This is a genomic window from Pseudomonas sp. Pseusp11 (assembly GCF_047304405.1).
GTDB lineage: Bacteria > Pseudomonadota > Gammaproteobacteria > Pseudomonadales > Pseudomonadaceae > Aquipseudomonas.
In genome coordinates, this window is record NZ_JBGLZF010000016.1 from 63,828 (window position 1) to 83,560 (window position 19,733).

The following is a 19,733-nucleotide window of genomic DNA, read 5'->3' on the forward strand; positions in this document are numbered from 1 at the left end:
ACTCTTGAGCTGTGTTGCGATCATTCCGGCCCGTGGTGGCAGCAAGCGAATCCCGCGCAAGAACCTCAAGCCGTTTGACGGCGTGCCGATGATCGTCCGTTCGATTCGCACGGCGCTGGAGTCGCGCCTGTTCGACCAGGTGATCGTCAGTACCGACGATGAGGAAATCGCCGAAGTCGCACGAGCCAATGGCGCTCAGGTGCCGTTCATGCGGCCTGCGGCACTGGCTGACGATTTCACCGGGACTGCGGCAGTGATTGTGCATGCCTTGAATCAATTGCCGCCGTTCGACCATGCCTGCTGCATCTATGCGACGGCGCCGTTGTTGCAAGCGCGTTATCTGCGTCAGGGGCATGAGTTGCTGGTGCAGCACCCGGACAAGTCTTTCGCGTTCTCAGTCACCGGTTTTGGTTTTCCGGTGCAGCGTGCCTTGACCCTCGACGAGCAGGGCGCCCTGACCTCGCTCTATCCGGAGTTTCGTGACACTCGTTCCCAGGACTTGCCCGAAGCCTTTCAAGATGCCGGCCAGTTCTACTGGGGGCGCAGCGAGGCCTGGTTGCGTGGTGATGCACTGTTTTCGCCGGCGAGCCTGCCGGTGATTCTGCCGCGCTACCTGGTACAGGACATCGACACCCTTGAAGACTGGAAACGCGCCGAATACCTTTACGCCGCATTGAAGGCTGGTGGTGAGTTGCAATGAGGGTACTGATCCGCGCTGACGCGTCGCCAACCATTGGCAGCGGCCATATTGCCCGCTGCCTGACCCTGGCCAGGGTGTTGCGCAAGCAGGGCACGCACGTTGCCTTCGCCTGTCGCCTGCTGCCGGGGCATCGACTGGACAGCCTGGCAAGCGAGGGCTTCGAGACCTTCGCGCTGCCGCCGCGCTACCCCGATGAAGATCCGCAGCAGGCCATCGAATCGATGCTGCCGTGGCAGGCGGACATCGCCGCGCTGGCGCAAGCCATGGAAAGCCATCCGGCTTTCGACTGGATCATCGTTGACCACTATGGCCTCGATCATCACTGGCAGACTGCGGCCCGTCGCTGGGCACCACGGATCGCCGCGGTGGATGACCTGGCCACTCGGCAGTACCGCGTCGATCTGCTGCTCAATCAAAATCTGTCGGGCACCCCAGAGGCTTATGCCACGCTGCTGACGCCCGACTGCCAGACCTTGCTCGGCCCACGTTTTGCGATGTTGCGCGATGAGTTCTGCTGCCCGGCGGTCGAAATCAAGCCTCGGGCCAGGCGAGTGTTGGTGAACTTCGGCGGCTTCGATGCGGCCATGCAGACCCACCACGCAATGTTGGCGCTGGCGGACCTTCATGAGCTGGAGGTCGATTTCGTGGCGGGGGCAGACAACCCGGCCTGGGAGCAGATGCAGGCGCTGGCGGCGTATCGTCCGAACTGGCGTCTGCACAGTTTTGTCAGCGACTTCTATCGGCTGATGACCGAGGCCGACCTGTTTATCGGTGCCGGTGGCGGCACCAGTTGGGAGCGGGCGGCCATGGGGCTGCCGACGATTTGCATTGCGGTCTCGAATAATCAGCAGGCGAACGGCGAGGTGATGGCGACCTCGGGGGCTCATGTGTTCCTGGGCAACCGCGAGCATGTCAGCGTCGAGCAATTGCGCCAAGCCATTGGTTTTGTCGTAGGCAATCAAGGTTTTCGTCAAAGTATGGCCGAACGCTCACGGCAGTTGGTCGATGGCCGTGGCGCGCAGCGGGTGGCGGCAGCACTGGCGGGAGCGGTACTGCAGGTGCGTCGGGCCACTGCGGACGATGCGCATTTGTTGTTCGAGGGACGTAATGCCGAGGCGGTACGGCGCTGGTCGCTGGACACCGACGTCATCGATTGGCAACGGCACCAGGTCTGGCTGGCTGCGAGCCTGAACAATCCCCAGCGACTGCTGTTGATTGCCGAGGCGGATGACGGCCCGGTCGGTATGCTGCGCTATGACCTTGACGGTACTCGGGCCGAAGTCTCGATCTATCTGTTCGAAGGCCGATTCGGCCTGGGCTGGGGCAGGGCGCTGCTGGCGCGGGGCGAAGCGTTCGTCACGGCGCATTGGCCACAACTTGAGGCCATCACGGCTCAGGTGCTGCCGGCCAATCAGCCATCGCTGAAGGTTTTCCGCGAGGGTGGTTTTACTCAGAGTGCTTGCGCGTTCACGCGTGTATTGAAGGATCCAGAACAATGACCAGTTTCAAGATCGGCAACCGCTCGATCGGTGCCGATGCGCCGCCGTTCATCATTGCCGAGATGAGCGGCAACCATAACCAGTCGCTGGACATGGCGATAAAAATCGTCGAAGCCGCGGCCAAGGCCGGCGCCCATGCCTTGAAGCTGCAAACCTACACCGCCGAGACCATGACCCTGGACTTGTCCGAAGGCGAGTTCTTCATCAAGGACCCCAACAGCTTGTGGGCCGGTTCTTCGCTGTATGCGCTGTACGAAAAGGCCCACACGCCGTGGGAATGGCACGCGCCGATTTTCGCCCGGGCCAAAGAGCTGGGCATGCTGGCGTTCTCCACACCGTTCGATGACACCGCGGTGGACTTCCTCGAAAGCCTCGATGTGCCGGCCTACAAGATCGCCAGCTTCGAGAACACTGATCTGCCGTTGATTCGTCGGGTTGCGGCCACCGGCAAGCCGCTGATCATTTCCACCGGCATGGCCAGCATCGCCGAGCTCGATGAAACCGTGCGTGCCGCCCGTGAGGCCGGTTGCAAGGACCTGGTGTTGCTCAAGTGCACCAGCACATACCCGGCAACGCCGGCCAACAGCAACGTGCGCACGATTCCTCATCTGCGCGAGTTGTTTGGCTGTGAAGTCGGTTTATCCGACCATTCGATGGGCGTCGGGGTGTCTGTCGCCGCCGTAGCGCTGGGGGCGACGGTGGTGGAAAAACACTTCACCCTCGACCGTGCCGCCGGAGGTGTGGACGCCAGTTTCTCCCTGGAACCAGCCGAGCTTGCCAGCCTGGTGGTCGAAACCGAGCGCGCCTGGCAGGCCATGGGCCAGGTGCATTACGGCGTGACTGACGCCGAGCGCAAGTCCCTGGTGTACCGCCGGTCGCTGTATGTCACCCAGGACATGATCGCCGGTGAGCCTTTTACCGCCGCTAATCTGCGGGCCATCCGTCCAGGCCTGGGGCTGGCCCCGAAACACGCTGAAACCCTTCTGGGCCGCCGTGCCCGCCAGGCCATCAAGCGCGGAACGCCGCTGGACTGGTCGCTGGTCGAATAACCGCTTGTGGGGCTGATTCGGCAAAATAGCGTGACCTGCGAGTCATTACGCGCATCTTCACTGTATTGTATAAATAGGGAAGAGGGCGCCTGGCCTGCTTTTGGCTCAGTGATGGCCTTTTACTCTTCCCGCTGTCACCTCCTTGAGGGCGACGTTATTCGTTGTTTGTCGGCGCCCCTCGATTCCTTGCGAGCGGTGGTATTGGGCTGTTTATTATTGGGAAGCCGTAATGATTGGCATAAAGAGCATTGCGAGCTACGTTCCTGTAGCCGGCGTGGACAATTACGCACAAGGTGCAAAATTCGAGAAGGATGAAGAGTTCATCCTGGGCAAGATCGGTTCGGCCTTCCTGCCGCGCAAAGACGCCGGGCAAGAAACTTCGGACTTGTGTGTCGAAGCAGTCAACGCGCTGTTCGCCAACAACCCTGAATTGAAACGTGAAGCGATCGACGTGCTGATCGTCGTGACCCAGAACGGCGACGAAGAAGGCCTGCCGCACACCGCCGCCATCGTTCAGGACAAGCTGGGCCTGCCAACGACTGTGGCCGCGTTCGATATTTCCCTGGGCTGCTCCGGTTACGTCTACGGCATCTACGCCATCAAGGGCTTCATGGAAGCCGCCGGCCTGAAGAATGGCCTGCTGGTGACCGCCGATCCGTATTCGAAGATCGTCGACCCGGAAGATCGCAACACCACCATGCTGTTCGGCGATGCCGCCACCGCCACCTGGATGGGCGAAGACGCGCCATGGCAGTTGGGCAAGGCCAAGTTCGGCACTGACGGTTCCGGCGCGCCGCACCTGAAGGTTACCGACGGGGTGTTCTTCATGAACGGCCGTCAGGTGTTCAACTTTGCGCTGCTCAAAGTGCCTGCGCATTTGCATGAGCTGCTCGCTGACTCGGGCCTGACGGCCGACGATATCGATGCTTTCTGCATTCACCAGGGCAGCGCGGCGATTGTCGATGCCGTGGCGCGACGCTTCGAGGGCGAGCCCGAGAAGTTCCTCAAGGACATGGTCGAGACCGGTAACACCGTGTCGTCGAGCATTCCATTGCTGCTGGAAAAGCACGTGCTCGACTCCAAGTGGAAGCGTGTGGCACTCAGCGGTTTTGGTGTTGGTTTGTCCTGGGGTTCGGCGATCATCTATCGCCCTTGATCTTCTAAAAGCCGGACACAAAAAAAGCGCTCAAGGTGTAACCTTGAGCGCTATTTTTTTGCCCGAATCACAGCGAGGCGCCATGAGCGAGTTTTTTCAACCCAACGCCGAACTCATCCAGCGTCGCTGGCCGGCCGTGGCTGAGCGTCTGCTGTCTGAAGATCCGGGCCCGTTGCAGGCCGATCTGGTGGAAGGGCTCGGCTCGACCCTGAGCATCAACGGCATTCAGCTGACCAGTCGCCATGACCGTACCCGCGAAGCGCAGCTTCAGGCCGCAAGCCTGCCGGTCGACAGCCCGGTGTTACACGTTTACGGCACAGGGCTGGGTGATCTGCAACTGGAGCTGCTGCAGCGTTCGGGGCTGATTCAGTTACACGTACATATCCTTAACGGCGCAGTGTTTGCGCTGGTGTTGCAATTGCTCGATCAGCAGCCGTGGCTCAGTGATTCGCGGATCGAGCTGCACTACGCCGGTGATTTGGCTGAAATTTGTTTGCCGTTCTTTGCCCTGCCTTCAGAGCTGGTGCTGGCCGATGACTTCAACGCGAAGATCCGTGACCGCTTGGTCAGCGAAACCCATCTGACGTTCAACAACTGTGAGTTTGATCCGGACAATCCGGAAATCGCCGCGCGCTTGCTGGAAAGTGTCGAACAGATCCGCGTCGATAGCGACGCCGCACAATTGTTCGCCACACACGCTGGCCAGCCGATGTTCGTCATCGCCACCGGGCCGAGCCTGGAACAGCACTTCGTAACCTTGCGATCAATTCGCGGCCAGACCCAGCGACCGCTGTTCGTTTGTGTCGATACCGCTTACCGGCCGCTCATCGAGAACGGTATCAAACCGGATGTCGTCGTCACGATCGACCAGCGTATCTCGCAGCGCCATCTGCCGCCCGAGGACAGCGCAGACATCACGCTGGTCTACATGCCGCTGGTGGCTCCTGCGGTCTTGCAGGCCTGGCAAGGCAAACGCTATGTCGCCTACTCGGCAAGCCCGGTCTTTCGCGATCTGCGCAAGCAGCTCCCACGGGCAGGGTTGTTTGCAGGCGGCAGCGTGATTCATCCGGCGGTGGACCTGGCGGTGAAAATGGGTGCCAGTCAGATCACGCTGTTCGGGGCGGACTTCGCGTTCCCCAACAACAAAACCCATGCCGGTTGGGATGACGGCGACCTTGGCCCGCAATTGGTCGCGGCTCGTCATTGGGTGTTGGATGGGCATGGGCAGCGGGTCAAGACTCAGCTCAATTTCCGTAGTTACTTGTGTGAGCTGGAGCGCTATATCGCTGCGCATCCACACGTCGTCTTCTACAACAGCAGTCGAGCCGGGGCCATGATTGTCGGCACGACATTTCATCCGGAGTTCAGTCGATGAGCGAAGAGCTACTCGTTGATCAGGCCCGGCAATGTTCAGCGTTGTTTCGTCTGGGAAGGGATGTCGAGGCGGCGCTGGTCATGGTCGAGGTAGCGGAGCAGGTGCAGTCGCGGGTCGGTGGAGCAGACAGCCAGATCGCGGCCCGGTGGATGGCATTGCTGACAGGCATGCTGGATAGCCAGGAGCGACAGGACTGGCTGGCGCTCGCGGATTACCTTGAATACGAACTGGTTGATTTGTTGATGGCTGTCAATTCCGCGTAATGCCGTGGCAGGTCAACGCAAGCGGGGCGTAAGGAAGGGTTGTGGCAGTTCTCTGGCGTCATTTTTTGGTGGTTGGATCGTCGCTATGGCTTGGTTTTACAGGGGGTGGCAGTGTGATGGCAAAAAATTTCAAAAATCCCCTCAAGCAACCTGCATTCGCGACGATAACTATTACGAAGGTTCTCTAGGCCATACCGGGCGGTTGCCAGGGCCGGAAGCCGTAGTACCCAACCAACGAGGAATTCGTCATGGCTTTAACAGTAAACACCAACACTACATCTCTGGGTGTTCAGAAGAACCTGAACCGTGCTTCCGACGCACTGTCGACTTCGATGACTCGCTTGTCTTCCGGCCTGAAAATCAACAGCGCCAAAGACGACGCCGCCGGCCTGCAGATCGCTACCCGTATGACCTCGCAGATCCGTGGTCAGACCATGGCTATCAAAAACGCCAACGACGGTGTTTCGATCGCTCAGACCGCTGAAGGCGCTCTGCAAGAATCGACCAACATCCTGCAGCGTATGCGTGAAATCGCAGTTCAGTCGCGTAACGACTCCAACGGCACTGCTGACCGTACCGCTCTGGACAAAGAATACCAACAGTCGGTTGCTGAACTGACCCGTATCGCTCAGTCGACTAACCTGAACGGCAAGGCGCTGCTGGATGGTACTGCTGGTGCGATGGAGTTCCAGGTTGGTTCCAACACCACCTCCGACAACCAGATCACTCTGACCCTGGCTTCGAGCTTCGACTCCAGCGCCCTGGGCATGACCGGTACTACCATTTCCGGTACCTCCAACGCAGCCAACCACTCTGCTGTAGCGTCGGCTATCTCGGCTATCGACGCCGCTCTGTCGCGAATCAACAGCACTCGTGCTGACCTGGGTGCTGCACAAAACCGTTTCTCCAGCACCATCTCCAACCTGCAAAACATCAACGAAAACGCCAGTGCTGCACTGAGCCGCGTACAAGATACCGACTTCGCTGCTGAAACTGCACAGCTGACCAAGCAACAAACTCTGCAACAAGCTTCCACCGCAGTTCTGGCTCAGGCCAACCAACTGCCATCCGCTGTACTGAAACTGCTTCAGTAATAGCCGATGAGTTTTGGCGGGGGAGTGCGCTTGTCGCGCTCTCTCGCTTTTTACTTTAAGAGGTGATGGACATGGATATGAGCGTCAAGCTGAACTTGTCTTATCCTGCGGCCCAGCAGGCGACGACTGTTGCCGATAAGCCTGCGGAAAAGCCTCGAGCGGAAACTACGCCAGTGGTTGCCGTCAAGGAAGAAGGTAAAAAAGACCAGACCGAGCAGGAAAAACTGAAGATGGCCGTTCAGGAAATCGAAAAGTTCGTTCAGTCGGTCAAGCGTAACCTGGAGTTCTCGATTGACGAGCCTTCAGGCAAAGTTGTGGTCAAAGTGATTGCCAGTGACTCCGGTGAGGTGATTCGTCAAATCCCCAACGAAGAAGTCCTTAAGCTGGCGAACAGTTTGAATGATGCAAGCAGTCTGTTGTTCAGCGCAAAAGTCTGACAGCTGGCACGAATTTTGTTGCTATGTTCTTTTGGGCGTTGTAGTGGTCAAAAGGCCGGCGACACACTGAAGGGAGTTCCACATGGCAAGTCCAATTCTACCGGGCACGGGCTTAGGCTCCGGTATTAATACCGGTGATATCGTCAAGGCTCTGGTCAACGCCGACAAGGCGGCCAAGCAGAATCAGATCGATCGTCAGACGACCACCAATACTGCGCAGATTTCCGGTATTGGTACTCTCAAAAGTGTCCTGGCGAACTTCCAGGCTGCAATCAAGAAGCTGCAAGATACGCAAGCTCCGCAGTTCCTGGGTTACAACGCCACGTCCGCCGACGCGAAAGTATTGACCTCTGTGGCCAGCAACACGGCCGTCAACGGTTCCTACGTGGTCAAGGTCAATAACCTTGCGACCTCGTCCAAAGTGGCCACCGCGGCCTTTGCCGGCGGTGCCAGCAGTGCCGTTGCGAGCGGCACGCTCAATATCACGCAAAATGGCGTATCCAGTTCTGTCACCATTCCGGCCGGCGCGACGTTGCAGTCGGTTCGCGATGCGATCAACACCCAGCAGGGCGCGAACGGTTTCAGCGCCAACATCGTGACCGACTCGTTTGGCTCGCGTCTGGTGATGGGGTCCACGGCGACCGGTGCGGGCTCCGACATCACCCTCAGCGGTATCGCGGGTCTGGAGATCAATGCCGGCCAGCAAATGGGTGCAGCACCGACAGCGACTTCGGCGGGTGCCATCGGCGATTTCGCGGTGGACGCCAGTTTCACCGTGGACGGGCTCGCGCTGACTAGCAAAAGCAACAAGGTTGACTCGGCTATTTCCGGCTTGACCCTGAATTTGGTCGCCGGTGGTACCACGACGGTGACGGTTGGCCCGAACAGTGATGGCCTGAAAAAATCCATCCAAGCTTTCGTTGATGCCTATAACCAGGTTGTGACCAATGTCAATACGCTGACCAAGCCTTCCCTGGATAGCAATGGCAAGCCGACCGTTGCTGCAGCACTGACCGGTGACCCGTTGGCGCGCAGCGTTCTGGCATCGATTCGTACGCCGTTGGTCACAACGGGGGCGGGTGACAAACTCACTGTTCTGTCGCAATTGGGTATCACCACCAATCAGAAAACCGGTGCACTGGATTTCGATAGCACCAAGTTCTCGACCGCGATGGATACCCAGAAGCTCGGTGGTGAAGTTCAGAAGCTGTTCCTGGGCGATCCGACGGCGACTGGCGATGCCTCCATGGGCCTGTTGACGCGCATGAACGATGCAATCACCCCTTACACGGTCACTGGCAGTGATGGGATCCTGGATACCCGTTCGACCAACCTGGCCAAGGCCAAGACGAATCTGGCCAGCCAGCAGGCAGCCCTGGATCGTCGGGTCGAGACGCTGACGGCGGTGTTGACCAAGAAGTACAACGACATGGATTCCCTTGTCGGCAAGCTGAAGGCAACGGCGAGCAATATTACTTCGATGTTCGATGCGATGAACGCACAGAAGAACGCTTCATAGCGCCTAAACGCCAAAAGCCCGGCAGCGGATTCCGCTTGTCGGGCTTTTTTAGTTTCGGATTAAAGATTTTTGACGCTATGTCGATAGCTTGATTATACGAATCACAGAGTTTTGGATGAGGTAAACATGAACCCGATGTTAGCCCTTCGGCAGTACCAGAAGATTGGCGCGCAAGCCCAGACTTCCGAGGCCAGTCCTCATCGTCTGGTGCAAATGCTCATGGAAGGCGGTCTGGATCGCATCGCTCAGGCCAAAGGTGCCATGGAGCGCAAGGACGTCGCCAATAAGGGTGTTTTTATCGGCAAGGCCATCGGCATTATCGGTGGTTTGCGAGAGGGGCTGGACCTGGAGAAACAGGCGGAGTCCGTCAGTGAGCTGGATAGTCTCTACGCTTACATGATGAAGCGTCTGGCGGAAGCCAACCTCAGGACCGATCCAAAAATCCTCGACGAAGTCGCCGACCTGCTTCGCACGGTCAAAGACGGTTGGGATGCCATTGGCGCACCTGCTCCCCAGTTTTAAGGAGATCACCATGAGTCTTGTATTGCAGCGAATCGAGCATACCCGGGACGCCCTGGTCGAGGCATTGGCCGAGCGTAACTGGGAGGCCATCGGTGAATTGGACCTGGCTTGCCGTTCCTGCATGGAAGACGTCTTGAGTGAAGCTTCGGTGGACGAGACCGCGTTGCGCGAAAACCTGGAGGAGTTGCTGGGGGTGTATAAACAGCTCCTGGAAGCGGCGACGGGGGAGCGACAAGCGATAGTCGACGAGATGTCGCAGATCCACCAAGCACAGAACGCGGCAAAGGTTTACCATCTGTTTGGTTAATTAACCCTCAGTTAATCCAAACATAGTGCGCCATAAATTTGACTGTGCACGGTTTTTTGACTTAACTAGTGGCTGGTTCCAGATTTCAGGCGTCTACAGGCACAACGTGTCTGCAAGCGTCTAGCTTGCCCCTCATTTTGGGCATTGAGTTGACTAGGGAAGTTGCTATTGCATGTGGCGTGAAACCAAAATTCTGCTGATTGATGACGATAGCGTCCGCCGCCGCGATTTGGCGGTGATTTTAAATTTTCTTGGCGAAGAAAATTTACCCTGCGGCAGCCATGACTGGCAGCAGGCGGTCGGCTCTCTGTCATCAAGTCGTGAAGTAATCTGTGTCCTCATCGGGACGGTAAATGCTCCTGGTGCACTTTTGGGCCTGTTAAAGACACTCTCAACCTGGGATGAGTTCCTTCCAGTTTTGTTAATGGGCGATAATTCTTCCATTGACTTGCCGGAAGACCAGCGTCGCCGAGTGCTTTCGACGCTCGAAATGCCGCCCAGCTACAGCAAACTGCTCGATTCGCTGCACCGTGCCCAGGTCTATCGCGAGATGTATGACCAGGCCCGTGAGCGCGGTCGTCACCGTGAACCGAATCTTTTCCGCAGCCTTGTCGGCACCAGTCGGGCGATTCAACACGTCCGTCAGATGATGCAGCAAGTCGCCGACACCGACGCCAGCGTGCTGATCCTCGGTGAGTCCGGCACTGGCAAGGAAGTGGTCGCGCGCAATCTGCACTACCACTCCAAGCGTCGTGAAGCGCCGTTCGTTCCGGTCAACTGCGGGGCGATTCCGGCCGAGTTGCTGGAAAGCGAATTGTTCGGTCACGAGAAGGGTGCCTTCACCGGGGCGATCACCAGTCGTGCCGGGCGTTTCGAGCTGGCCAACGGCGGTACGCTGTTCCTCGACGAAATCGGCGACATGCCGCTGCCGATGCAGGTCAAGCTGTTGCGCGTCTTGCAGGAGCGCACGTTCGAGCGCGTGGGCAGCAACAAGACCCAAAGCGTCGATGTGCGGATCATCGCGGCAACCCACAAGAATCTCGAAAGCATGATCGAGATCGGCACGTTCCGCGAAGACCTCTACTATCGCCTGAACGTGTTCCCGATCGAGATGGCGCCGTTGCGTGAGCGCGTCGAAGACATTCCGTTGCTGATGAACGAGTTGATCTCGCGCATGGAGCACGAGAAGCGCGGTTCGATCCGTTTCAACTCGGCGGCGATCATGTCGCTGTGCCGTCACGGCTGGCCGGGCAACGTTCGCGAGCTGGCCAACCTGGTGGAGCGCATGGCGATCATGCACCCGTACGGGGTGATCGGCGTGGTCGAGTTGCCGAAGAAATTCCGCTACGTCGATGACGAAGACGAGCAGTTGGTCGACAGCCTGCGCAGTGATCTCGAAGAGCGGGTGGCCATCAACGGTCATACCCCGGACTTCGCCGCCAATGCGCTGCTGCCGCCGGAAGGCCTGGACCTGAAGGACTACCTCGGCGGTCTGGAGCAAGGGTTGATTCAGCAGGCGCTGGATGACGCCAACGGCATTGTGGCGCGGGCGGCCGAACGGCTGCGTATTCGTCGCACGACCCTGGTGGAAAAGATGCGCAAGTACGGCATGAGTCGTCGTGATGGTGATGAACAGGCGGATGATTGACGCCTGTTTTTCAACCCCTTCATTTATAGGCAGTTTTTTTTAGGCACGGGTATTGCTACATCCCTCGCAACGTTCCGTTTAACTGACGGTCAACCACGCGAGAGAGCACAATGCCCCAAGCCGCCCAGATGTCTCCTGTCCCTGATGTTTCGGGGCAACCGTCGTCCGTAGAGCAGGCAAGCCGGCTTGGCCTTGAGCAGGCGTTTGCGCTGTTCAACCAGATGTCGAGCCAATTGACTGATTCCTACAGCATGCTCGAAGCCCGGGTCACCGAGCTCAAGGGTGAGCTGGCGGTGGTCAGCGCCCAGCGCATGCAGGAGCTGGCGGAAAAAGAGCGTCTGGCCAACCGGCTGCAAAACCTCCTCGATCTATTGCCCGGCGGCGTCATCGTCATCGACGCCCAAGGCATCGTGCGTGAAGCCAATCCCGCCGCGTGTGAGTTGCTCGGCTTGCCCCTCGAAGGCGAGCTGTGGCGCCACGTTATTGCGCGATGCTTTGCGCCGCGCGAAGACGATGGTCACGAAATCTCCCTCAAGGACGGTCGGCGCCTGTCGATCGCTACCCGCTCGCTGGATGCCGAACCCGGTCAGTTGGTGTTGCTCAACGACCTGACTGAAACCCGTCATCTGCAAGATCAACTCGCCCGCCATGAGCGCTTGTCGTCGCTCGGTCGCATGGTCGCATCGTTGGCCCATCAGATTCGTACGCCGTTGTCCGCCGCGTTGCTCTATGCCAGTCATTTGACTGAGCAGGAACTGCCGGTCGCCACGCAGCAGCGTTTTGCCGGCCGCCTGAAAGAGCGTCTGCATGAGCTGGAACACCAGGTGCGCGACATGCTGGTGTTCGCTCGCGGTGAGCTGCCGTTGACCGATCGCGTCACCCCAAAAATGCTGATGCAGTCGCTGCAAGCGGCGGCGCTGACTCATGTTCAGGATCTGCCGGTGCGCTGGCAATGCGACAGTCATGCCGGTGAGTTGCTGTGCAATCGCGACACGCTGGTCGGAGCGATCCTCAATCTGATCGAAAACGCCATTCAGGCCAGCGCCGGCGACGTCCGTTTGAAGGTTCACCTGTATACCCGCGACAACAACCTGCGCATATCGATCAGCGACAGCGGCAGTGGTATCGACACGAAGGTGTTGGCACGTTTGGGCGAGCCGTTTTTCACCACCAAAACCACCGGTACCGGTCTGGGCCTGACCGTGGTCAAGGCAGTGGCTCGTGCTCATCAGGGAGAATTGCAGTTGCGTTCGCGACCGGGTCGCGGCACTTGCGCGCAGGTGATCCTGCCGCTTTTCGCGGGTGAGCAGCCCAGCGCTCAGGGAGTGAAGTGAAGGATATGACCATCAAGGTTTTACTGGTCGAGGATGATCGCGCGCTCCGGGAAGCACTGGCCGATACGCTGTTGCTTGCCGGACACGATTACAAGGCGGTCGGTTCGGCGGAAGAGGCGCTGGCTGCAGTTGGCGCCGAGGCATTTAGCCTGGTGGTCAGTGACGTCAATATGCCGGGCATGGACGGTCATCAGCTGCTTGGATTGCTGCGGGCTCGTCAGCCACAACTGCCGGTGTTGTTGATGACCGCTCACGGTGCGGTTGAACGTGCGGTCGACGCCATGCGTCAAGGTGCGGCGGATTACCTGGTCAAGCCGTTCGAGCCCAAAGCCTTGCTCGACTTGGTGGCGCGTCACGCCTTGGGCAATCTCGGCGCGACCGAGAGCGAGGGGCCTGTGGCGTTCGAGCCGGCCAGTGCGCAATTGCTGGAATTGGCCGCGCGCGTGGCGCGCAGTGATTCCACGGTGTTGATCTCCGGTGAGTCCGGGACCGGCAAGGAAGTGCTGGCGCGTTACATTCATCAGCACTCCCATCGCGCCAGTCAGCCGTTCATTGCGATCAACTGCGCAGCGATCCCGGACAATATGCTTGAAGCCACTTTGTTCGGTCACGAAAAGGGTTCGTTCACTGGCGCCATCGCGGCGCAGGCCGGCAAGTTCGAGCAGGCCGATGGCGGGACGATCCTGCTCGATGAAATTTCTGAAATGCCCCTCGGCCTGCAGGCCAAGTTACTGCGCGTATTGCAGGAGCGTGAAGTCGAGCGAGTCGGCGCACGCAAGCCGATCACGCTGGATATTCGAGTGGTCGCTACCACTAACCGTGACCTGGCCGGTGAAGTGGCGGCGGGGCGTTTCCGCGAAGATCTTTACTATCGCCTGTCGGTGTTCCCGTTGGCCTGGCGTCCGCTGCGCGAGCGCACCGCCGACATCCTGCCGCTGGCCGAGCGCCTGCTGGCCAAGCACGTCAATAAAATGAAGCATGCCGCGGCAAGGCTTTCGCCTGAGGCGCAGGCGTGCCTGATCGGCTATCCGTGGCCGGGCAATGTGCGTGAGCTGGATAACGCAATCCAGCGTGCGTTGATCCTGCAACAGGGCGGTTTGATCCAGCCGCAGGATTTCTGCCTGGCCGGGCCCGTGGCGTGTGCGCCATTGCCAGCATTGGCGCCGGTGCCTGCACGAACAGTGGAAGTCGACACCGAATCGGCGGGCGCTCTCGGCGATGACCTGCGGCGCCGTGAGTTCCAGATGATCATCGACACCTTGCGCTCCGAGCGCGGTCGTCGCAAGGAAGCCGCCGAGCGACTGGGCATCAGCCCGCGCACCTTACGCTACAAGCTGGCACAGATGCGCGATGCCGGAATGGATGTGGAAGCGTATTTGTTCGCCACGTAACGGTCGGCAAAAAAAGCACATGAGAGCTTTTGTTTAGAGCGGCCACGGAGCTGGCACCCTTGTTGCTAACACCTCACTACTCGCCGAGTGAGTGTCAAAAAATTGCGAGTAGCCAAAGAGAGCAGACCATGAGCCAAGGTATTGAATTCAACCGGTTGATGCTGGATATGCGCGCCATGCAAATGGATGCCATGTCTGCGCCGAAATCGACTGCCGCAGTTCCTGAAATGGGTGGCAGCAGCTTTGCCGACATGCTCGGTCAGGCCGTCAATAAAGTGAACGACACCCAGCAGGCATCCAATCAGTTGGCCAGTGCCTTTGAGATCGGTAAAAGCGGCGTCGACCTGACGGACGTGATGATTTCCTCACAGAAGGCCAGTGTGTCTTTTCAGGCACTGACCCAAGTGCGTAACAAGCTGGTTCAGGCTTACCAAGACATCATGCAGATGCCGGTTTAAGGACGAGATTGAGTCATGGCAGAAGCAATCGCCGATAATGTTCCGGCCAAGGCCACTCCAATAGACGGCAAACCGCCGTTGTTCGGGTTGTCTTTCCTGGAAAACCTCTCCGAGATGACCATGTTGCGTCAGGTGGGCCTGTTGGTCGGCCTGGCTGCGAGCGTGGCGATTGGTTTTGCCGTCGTGTTGTGGTCCCAGCAGCCGGACTACCGGCCTCTATACGGCAGCCTTGCCGGCATGGACGCCAAACAGGTCATGGAAACCCTGGCCGCCGCCGACATTCCCTATACCGTCGAACCGAATTCCGGTGCCTTGCTGGTCAAGGCCGATGACCTGTCCCGTGCGCGGCTCAAGCTCGCGGCCGCTGGTGTCACTCCCAGCGACGGCAACATCGGTTTCGAGATTCTCGACAAGGAACAGGGGCTGGGTACCAGTCAGTTCATGGAAGCGACCCGTTATCGTCGCGGCCTCGAAGGCGAACTGGCCCGGACCATTTCCAGCCTGAACAACGTCAAGGGTGCCCGCGTGCACCTGGCGATTCCGAAAAGTTCGGTGTTCGTGCGTGACGAGCGCAAGCCCAGCGCTTCGGTTCTGGTTGAACTGTATTCCGGTCGCTCGCTGGAGCCAGGCCAGGTCGTCGCCATCATCAATCTGGTGGCGACCAGCGTTCCCGAACTGAGCAAATCGCAGATCACCGTCGTCGACCAGAAGGGCAACCTGCTGTCGGATCAGGCGGAAAACTCCGAGCTGACCATGGCCGGCAAGCAGTTCGATTACAGCCGTCGCATGGAAAGCATGCTGACTCAGCGCGTGCACAACATCCTGCAACCGGTGCTGGGCAACGACCGCTATAAAGCCGAAGTCTCGGCCGATGTGGATTTCAGCGCCGTCGAATCGACTTCCGAGCAGTTCAACCCGGATCAACCGGCGTTGCGCAGCGAGCAGTCGGTCAACGAACAACGTACCGCCAGCAATGGCCCGCAAGGTGTGCCGGGTGCCTTGAGCAACCAGCCGCCGTCGCCTGCCTCGGCGCCGCAAACCACTGGTGGCGCCACCGCGTCGGCCGGCATGGTGCAGCCAGGCCAGCCACTGCTCGATGCCAACGGTCAGCAAATCATGGACCCGGCCACCGGTCAGCCGATGCTGGCGCCGTACCCGGCGGACAAGCGTCAACAATCCACCAAGAACTTCGAACTCGACCGTTCCATCAGCCACACCAAGCAACAGCAGGGCCGTTTGAATCGCCTGTCGGTGTCGGTGGTGGTGGACGATCAGGTCAAGGTCAACGCGGCCAATGGCGAAACCACCCGTGCGCCGTGGAGCGCCGATGAATTGGCGCGCTTCACTCGCCTGGTGCAGGACGCGGTCGGTTTCGACGCCAGCCGTGGCGACAGCGTCAGCGTGATCAACATGCCGTTCTCTGCTGAGCGCGGTGAAGTGATCGCCGAGATTCCGTTCTACTCCCAGCCGTGGTTCTGGGACATCGTCAAGCAAGTGCTGGGCGTGTTGTTCATCCTGGTGCTGGTGTTCGGTGTGCTGCGTCCGGTGCTCAAGAACATCACCGGCGGCGGCAAAGACAAGCAACTCGCGGCCTTTGGCGGCGACATGGAGCTCGGTGGCATGGGCGGCCTGGACGGCGAACTGGCTAACGATCGCGTCAGCCTCGGTGGCCCGACCAGCATCCTGCTGCCGAGCCCGAGCGAAGGCTATGACGCACAGTTGAACGCAATCAAGAGTCTGGTGGCAGAAGATCCGGGTCGCGTGGCCCAGGTCGTGAAAGAGTGGATTAACGCAGATGAGTGATAACCGAGCCGCTGTCGCCAAACTGTCCCGGGTTGATAAAGCCGCGATTCTGCTGCTGTCCCTGGGTTCTACGGATGCCGCACAAGTGCTGCGCCACATGGGGCCCAAAGAGGTCCAGCGTGTGGGCGTGGCCATGGCCCAGATGGGTAACGTGCACCGCGAGCAGGTCGAACAGGTCATGAGTGAGTTCGTCGACATCGTCGGCGACCAGACCAGCCTGGGCGTCGGCTCCGATGACTACGTGCGCAAAATGCTCACCCAGGCCCTGGGCGAAGACAAGGCCAACGGCCTGATCGACCGGATCTTGCTGGGTGGCAACACCAGTGGCCTCGACAGCCTGAAGTGGATGGAACCGCGCGCCGTCGCCGACGTGATCCGTTACGAGCACCCGCAGATCCAGGCGATCGTGGTGGCGTACCTCGACCCGGACCAGGCCGGTGAAGTGTTGGGCAACTTCGACCATAAGGTGCGGCTGGACATCATCCTGCGGGTGTCTTCGCTGAACACCGTGCAGCCGGCGGCCCTGAAAGAGCTCAACCAGATTCTCGAGAAGCAGTTCTCCGGCAACTCGAATGCCTCGCGTACCACCCTGGGTGGCATCAAGCGCGCGGCAGACATCATGAACTTCCTCGACAGCTCGATCGAAGGTCAGCTGATGGACTCGATCCGCGAAGTCGACGAAGACCTGTCCGGTCAGATCGAAGACCTCATGTTCGTGTTCAACAACCTGTCCGATGTCGACGACCGCGGTATTCAGGCGCTGTTGCGCGAAGTGTCCTCGGACGTCCTGGTGCTGGCCCTCAAGGGATCGGACGAAGGCGTCAAGGAAAAGATCTTCAAGAACATGTCCAAACGAGCGGCCGAACTGTTGCGCGACGACCTCGAGGCCAAAGGCCCGGTGCGTGTCAGCGACGTGGAAACGGCGCAGAAAGAAATCCTCACCATTGCCCGCCGTATGGCCGAAGCCGGAGAAATCGTTCTCGGCGGGAAGGGCGGCGAAGAGATGATCTAAGGTCACTATGTCGTCCAAACATGATGAGTCCCAGACCGACCTGATCCGTGGCAAGGACGTCGCAGGTTTCGACGTCTGGGCGCTGCCCAGCTTCGACCCGTTTGTGCCGGAACCCGAGCCGGAACCGGAACCCGAACCGCCGGAAATGGAAGAAGTGCCGCTGGAAGAAGTCCAGCCACTGACCCTCGAAGAGCTCGAAAGCATTCGCCAGGAGGCCTACAACGAAGGCTTCGCGGTTGGCGAGAAAGAAGGTTTCCATAGCACCACGCTCAAGGTCCGTCAGGAAGCCGAAGTGGCCCTGACGGCCAAGATCGCGGGCCTGGAACAGCTGATGGCCAACCTGTTTGAACCGATTGCCGAGCAGGACACCCAGATCGAAAAGTCGCTGGTCGACCTTGTGCAGCACATCACCAAACAGGTTATTCAGCGCGAGCTGGCCATCGACTCGACGCAGATCGAACACGTCATGCGTGAAGCGCTCAAGCTCTTGCCACTGGGCGTGGGCAATGTGCGGTTGTACGTCAACCCGCAGGATTTCGAACAGGTCAAAGCCCTGCGCGAGCGCCATGAAGAAACCTGGCGCATCGTCGAGGACGAATCCTTGTTGCCGGGCGGTTGCCGGGTCGAGACCGAACACAGCCGTATCGATGCGACCATCGAAACCCGTGTGACCCAGGTCATGGCCAAGCTGTTCGATCAACTCCACGATCAGACGTTGCACCCGGCCGCGCCGGACCTCAGCCTGGAATTGCCGATCGACAAGAAGCCTGCCGTCACCCCGGTCGAACCGGAACTGGACGATCCCGATGCGCCTTGATCGCACCAGCTTCGCCAAACGCCTCGGCAGCTATGCCGAGGCCACGGAGCTGGCTGGCGCGCCGATCCTCGAAGGTCGCCTGTTGCGCATGGTCGGCCTGACCCTCGAAGCCGAAGGCTTGCGCGCCGCCATGGGCAGCCGCTGCATGGTCATCAACGATGACAGCTATCACCCGGTGCAGGTCGAAGCCGAAGTCATGGGCTTCTCCGGCAGCAAAGTCTTTCTGATGCCGGTCGGCAGCGTCGCCGGCATTGCGCCAGGCGCACGCGTGGTTCCCCTGGCGGACAACGGTCGCTTGCCAATGGGCATGAGCATGCTCGGGCGGGTGCTTGATGGCGCCGGTCGTGCGCTGGATGGCAAGGGCGGGATGAAGGCTGAAGACTGGGTGCCGATGGACGGTCCAACCATCAACCCGCTCAAGCGTGACCCGATCAGCCAGCCGCTGGACGTGGGCATTCGCTGCATCAACGGTTTGTTGACGGTCGGTCGCGGTCAGCGCCTCGGGCTGTTCGCCGGTACCGGCGTCGGCAAGAGTGTGCTGTTGGGCATGATGACCCGTTTCACCGAGGCCGACATTATCGTGGTCGGATTGATCGGTGAGCGGGGTCGTGAAGTTAAAGAGTTCATCGAGCACATCCTCGGTGAAGAAGGGCTCAAGCGTTCAGTGGTGGTGGCGTCGCCGGCGGACGATGCGCCGCTGATGCGTTTGCGTGCGGCCATGTACTGCACGCGGATCGCCGAATATTTCCGCGACAAGGGCAAGAACGTCCTGTTGCTGATGGATTCCCTGACCCGTTTCGCCCAGGCCCAGCGGGAAATCGCCCTGGCCATCGGCGAACCGCCGGCGACCAAGGGCTATCCGCCGTCGGTGTTTGCCAAGTTGCCGAAACTGGTGGAGCGGGCCGGTAACGCCGAAAAGGGCGGCGGTTCGATCACCGCGTTCTACACGGTATTGTCTGAAGGCGATGACCAACAAGACCCGATTGCCGACTCGGCGCGGGGCGTGCTCGACGGGCACATCGTGCTGTCCCGGCGCCTGGCCGAGGAAGGGCATTACCCGGCCATCGACATCGAAGCGTCCATCAGCCGGGTCATGCCATCGGTGGTCGGCATCAAGCACTTGAACCACGCACAGATGTTCAAGCAATACTGGTCGCGCTATCAGCAGAGCCGCGACCTGATCAGCGTTGGCGCCTATGTGCCCGGCGGGGACCGGGAAACCGACACCGCGATCAATCTGCAACCGGCCATGACCATGTACCTGCGTCAGGGCTTGAACGACAACATCAGCATGGGCGCCAGCGAAAACCATCTCGCGTCGGTCTTCGCACCAGCGCCGGGCGGTTAAC

At 59.6% G+C, this 19,733-nt stretch carries 19 protein-coding genes; all 19 read left to right on the top strand.

All coding sequences use genetic code 11. The annotated features are described in order from the left end of the window. Positions 1-4 precede the first annotated feature (4 nt). Positions 5-700, top strand: coding sequence for a pseudaminic acid cytidylyltransferase (gene pseF / locus ACCC96_RS15150; protein ID WP_019648091.1), 696 nt, complete (start codon positions 5-7; stop codon positions 698-700). Next, complete coding sequence (gene pseG / locus ACCC96_RS15155) at positions 697-2,199, top strand: UDP-2,4-diacetamido-2,4,6-trideoxy-beta-L-altropyranose hydrolase (protein WP_019648092.1); 1,503 nt, start codon at positions 697-699, stop codon at positions 2,197-2,199. The genes pseF and pseG overlap by 4 nt, the downstream gene beginning before the upstream one ends. Continuing rightward, a complete protein-coding gene (gene pseI / locus ACCC96_RS15160) occupies positions 2,196-3,248 on the top strand; it encodes a pseudaminic acid synthase (protein WP_064619507.1) in 1,053 nt (350 codons plus the stop codon). The genes pseG and pseI overlap by 4 nt, the downstream gene beginning before the upstream one ends. Positions 3,249-3,477: 229 nt before the next feature. Beyond that, positions 3,478-4,404, top strand: a complete 927-nt coding sequence (locus tag ACCC96_RS15165) for a ketoacyl-ACP synthase III (RefSeq protein WP_019648094.1) — start codon at positions 3,478-3,480, stop codon at positions 4,402-4,404. An 82-nt stretch (positions 4,405-4,486) separates the two neighbouring features. Then, positions 4,487-5,779, top strand: coding sequence for a motility associated factor glycosyltransferase family protein (locus ACCC96_RS15170; RefSeq protein ID WP_413696218.1), 1,293 nt, complete (start codon positions 4,487-4,489; stop codon positions 5,777-5,779). Then, entirely contained in the window at positions 5,776-6,042 is a 267-nt protein-coding gene (locus ACCC96_RS15175) for a hypothetical protein (protein ID WP_258670564.1), read from the top strand. Before ACCC96_RS15170 ends, ACCC96_RS15175 begins: the two co-directional genes overlap by 4 nt. 248 nt (positions 6,043-6,290) lie before the next feature. Further along, a complete protein-coding gene (locus tag ACCC96_RS15180) occupies positions 6,291-7,136 on the top strand; it encodes a flagellin domain-containing protein (protein WP_018925034.1) in 846 nt (281 codons plus the stop codon). Between the two features lie 71 nt (positions 7,137-7,207). After that, on the top strand, positions 7,208-7,573 hold the full coding sequence (locus ACCC96_RS15185) for a flagellar protein FlaG (protein ID WP_413696219.1): 366 nt from the start codon (positions 7,208-7,210) through the stop codon (positions 7,571-7,573). An 82-nt stretch (positions 7,574-7,655) separates the two neighbouring features. Further along, complete coding sequence (gene fliD, locus ACCC96_RS15190) at positions 7,656-9,092, top strand: flagellar filament capping protein FliD (RefSeq protein WP_019648097.1); 1,437 nt, start codon at positions 7,656-7,658, stop codon at positions 9,090-9,092. A gap of 126 nt (positions 9,093-9,218) precedes the next feature. Continuing rightward, the gene (gene fliS / locus ACCC96_RS15195) at positions 9,219-9,614 is read left to right on the top strand and encodes a flagellar export chaperone FliS (RefSeq protein ID WP_018925037.1); all 396 of its coding nucleotides are present in this window, start codon (positions 9,219-9,221) and stop codon (positions 9,612-9,614) included. A 10-nt stretch (positions 9,615-9,624) separates the two neighbouring features. Then, positions 9,625-9,921 (top strand): hypothetical protein, encoded by a 297-nt coding sequence (locus ACCC96_RS15200; RefSeq protein WP_019648098.1) that lies wholly within the window; start codon positions 9,625-9,627, stop codon positions 9,919-9,921. A gap of 172 nt (positions 9,922-10,093) precedes the next feature. Further along, entirely contained in the window at positions 10,094-11,569 is a 1,476-nt protein-coding gene (locus tag ACCC96_RS15205; RefSeq protein ID WP_413696220.1) for a sigma-54 dependent transcriptional regulator, read from the top strand. A gap of 128 nt (positions 11,570-11,697) precedes the next feature. Beyond that, positions 11,698-12,903, top strand: coding sequence for an ATP-binding protein (locus tag ACCC96_RS15210; RefSeq protein WP_177324936.1), 1,206 nt, complete (start codon positions 11,698-11,700; stop codon positions 12,901-12,903). A 5-nt stretch (positions 12,904-12,908) separates the two neighbouring features. Next, positions 12,909-14,294, top strand: a complete 1,386-nt coding sequence (locus ACCC96_RS15215) for a sigma-54-dependent transcriptional regulator (RefSeq protein ID WP_413696221.1) — start codon at positions 12,909-12,911, stop codon at positions 14,292-14,294. 128 nt (positions 14,295-14,422) lie between these two features. Beyond that, a complete protein-coding gene (gene fliE, locus ACCC96_RS15220; protein WP_019648102.1) occupies positions 14,423-14,752 on the top strand; it encodes a flagellar hook-basal body complex protein FliE in 330 nt (109 codons plus the stop codon). A 15-nt stretch (positions 14,753-14,767) separates the two neighbouring features. Further along, positions 14,768-16,555, top strand: a complete 1,788-nt coding sequence (gene fliF / locus ACCC96_RS15225; RefSeq protein WP_413696222.1) for a flagellar basal-body MS-ring/collar protein FliF — start codon at positions 14,768-14,770, stop codon at positions 16,553-16,555. Beyond that, on the top strand, positions 16,548-17,567 hold the full coding sequence (gene fliG / locus ACCC96_RS15230) for a flagellar motor switch protein FliG (RefSeq protein ID WP_003184041.1): 1,020 nt from the start codon (positions 16,548-16,550) through the stop codon (positions 17,565-17,567). The genes fliF and fliG overlap by 8 nt, the downstream gene beginning before the upstream one ends. A gap of 7 nt (positions 17,568-17,574) precedes the next feature. Next, positions 17,575-18,384, top strand: a complete 810-nt coding sequence (fliH, locus tag ACCC96_RS15235; RefSeq protein ID WP_413696223.1) for a flagellar assembly protein FliH — start codon at positions 17,575-17,577, stop codon at positions 18,382-18,384. Next, complete coding sequence (gene fliI, locus ACCC96_RS15240) at positions 18,374-19,732, top strand: flagellar protein export ATPase FliI (RefSeq protein ID WP_019648104.1); 1,359 nt, start codon at positions 18,374-18,376, stop codon at positions 19,730-19,732. The genes fliH and fliI overlap by 11 nt, the downstream gene beginning before the upstream one ends. Position 19,733 lies beyond the last annotated feature (1 nt).

Bases quoted from the DNA above. Each gene is read 5' to 3' on its own strand.
- fliS (WP_018925037.1), top strand. From the start codon at position 9,219: ATGAACCCGATGTTAGCCCTTCGGCAGTACCAGAAGATTGGCGCGCAA.
- fliF (WP_413696222.1), top strand. From the start codon at position 14,768: ATGGCAGAAGCAATCGCCGATAATGTTCCGGCCAAGGCCACTCCAATA.
- ACCC96_RS15165 (WP_019648094.1), top strand. From the start codon at position 3,478: ATGATTGGCATAAAGAGCATTGCGAGCTACGTTCCTGTAGCCGGCGTG.
- fliI (WP_019648104.1), top strand. From the start codon at position 18,374: ATGCGCCTTGATCGCACCAGCTTCGCCAAACGCCTCGGCAGCTATGCC.
- fliH (WP_413696223.1), top strand. From the start codon at position 17,575: ATGTCGTCCAAACATGATGAGTCCCAGACCGACCTGATCCGTGGCAAG.
- ACCC96_RS15170 (WP_413696218.1), top strand. From the start codon at position 4,487: ATGAGCGAGTTTTTTCAACCCAACGCCGAACTCATCCAGCGTCGCTGG.
- ACCC96_RS15215 (WP_413696221.1), top strand. From the start codon at position 12,909: ATGACCATCAAGGTTTTACTGGTCGAGGATGATCGCGCGCTCCGGGAA.
- fliG (WP_003184041.1), top strand. From the start codon at position 16,548: ATGAGTGATAACCGAGCCGCTGTCGCCAAACTGTCCCGGGTTGATAAA.
- ACCC96_RS15210 (WP_177324936.1), top strand. From the start codon at position 11,698: ATGTCTCCTGTCCCTGATGTTTCGGGGCAACCGTCGTCCGTAGAGCAG.
- ACCC96_RS15180 (WP_018925034.1), top strand. From the start codon at position 6,291: ATGGCTTTAACAGTAAACACCAACACTACATCTCTGGGTGTTCAGAAG.
- pseI (WP_064619507.1), top strand. From the start codon at position 2,196: ATGACCAGTTTCAAGATCGGCAACCGCTCGATCGGTGCCGATGCGCCG.
- pseG (WP_019648092.1), top strand. From the start codon at position 697: ATGAGGGTACTGATCCGCGCTGACGCGTCGCCAACCATTGGCAGCGGC.
- ACCC96_RS15200 (WP_019648098.1), top strand. From the start codon at position 9,625: ATGAGTCTTGTATTGCAGCGAATCGAGCATACCCGGGACGCCCTGGTC.
- ACCC96_RS15205 (WP_413696220.1), top strand. From the start codon at position 10,094: ATGTGGCGTGAAACCAAAATTCTGCTGATTGATGACGATAGCGTCCGC.
- ACCC96_RS15175 (WP_258670564.1), top strand. From the start codon at position 5,776: ATGAGCGAAGAGCTACTCGTTGATCAGGCCCGGCAATGTTCAGCGTTG.
- ACCC96_RS15185 (WP_413696219.1), top strand. From the start codon at position 7,208: ATGGATATGAGCGTCAAGCTGAACTTGTCTTATCCTGCGGCCCAGCAG.
- fliD (WP_019648097.1), top strand. From the start codon at position 7,656: ATGGCAAGTCCAATTCTACCGGGCACGGGCTTAGGCTCCGGTATTAAT.
- fliE (WP_019648102.1), top strand. From the start codon at position 14,423: ATGAGCCAAGGTATTGAATTCAACCGGTTGATGCTGGATATGCGCGCC.